The following is an 874-nucleotide window of genomic DNA, read 5'->3' as shown; positions in this document are numbered from 1 at the left end:
AGCCGCCCGCCATGCAGCAGCGCACCGAAGATCTCCCACACCGAAAAGTCGAAGGCCAACGAATGACACTGCGACCACACCTGCCCGGGCGACAGCTCCAGGTCGGCGTTTAGTGCACTCAGCAACCGGGTCACGTTGTGGTGGGGTATGGCCACCCCTTTGGGGACACCGGTGGTGCCCGAGGTGTAGATCAGGTAGGCGACATTGTCCGGACACGGCGCCGGCAAGCCCGTGCACGGGTAGCCGGGAATGCGAGGGTCATCGACACCGATGACCGGCAGGCCGCGCCCGTCGAACCGGTCGGCGAGCCCAGTGATGGTGATCGCGGCGATCGGTGCGGCATCGGCAACCATGAACTCGATCCGGGCCGTCGGCACAGCCGGGTCGATCGCCAGATATGCCGCCCCGGTTTTGAGGACCGCCATGATCGCCACGACCGCCTTGGCCGACCGCGGCAACAGCAGCGCCACACACTCTCCCGGGCCGGCGCCCAGGCCGGCCAACAGATGCGCCAACCGGTTCGACTCCTCCTCGAGCTCCCGGTAGGTCATCGAGTGGCCGTCGCAGGTCACCGCCGGCGCCTCGGGCGCACGCGTGACTTGGGCGGCCCACAGGTTCGGAATCGACACCGGCGTGGGTGCGGGCCGGGTCAACACCGCCCGGTTGGCCCACCGATCCAGGCGGCCGTGCTCATCGGCATCGAGCACATCCACCGACGACAACCGCCGGCTGGGATCGGCGGTCATGGCCGCCAACACTCGCCGCAACCGCTCGCTCAGCGCCTCAATGCTGGCCGCGTCGAAGACGTCGGTGCGGAACTCCACCGTCCCGCCGATCCCGGCGAGCTCACCGGCCTCACCCCAGCGTTCGGCCA

At 69.0% G+C, this 874-nt stretch carries 1 protein-coding gene; it reads right to left on the bottom strand.

What is annotated here, in order from left to right:
* Positions 1 to 874, bottom strand: an 874-nt coding sequence (locus tag B8W69_RS29510) for an AMP-binding protein (protein ID WP_165762736.1), incomplete at both ends; no start/stop codon positions are given.

Source organism: Mycolicibacterium vulneris (genome assembly GCF_002104765.1).
In the GTDB taxonomy this organism is placed as follows: domain Bacteria; phylum Actinomycetota; class Actinomycetes; order Mycobacteriales; family Mycobacteriaceae; genus Mycobacterium; species Mycobacterium vulneris.
The sequence above is the reverse complement of the archived record's forward strand: the minus strand, read 5'-3'. Positions and strand labels throughout refer to the sequence as shown.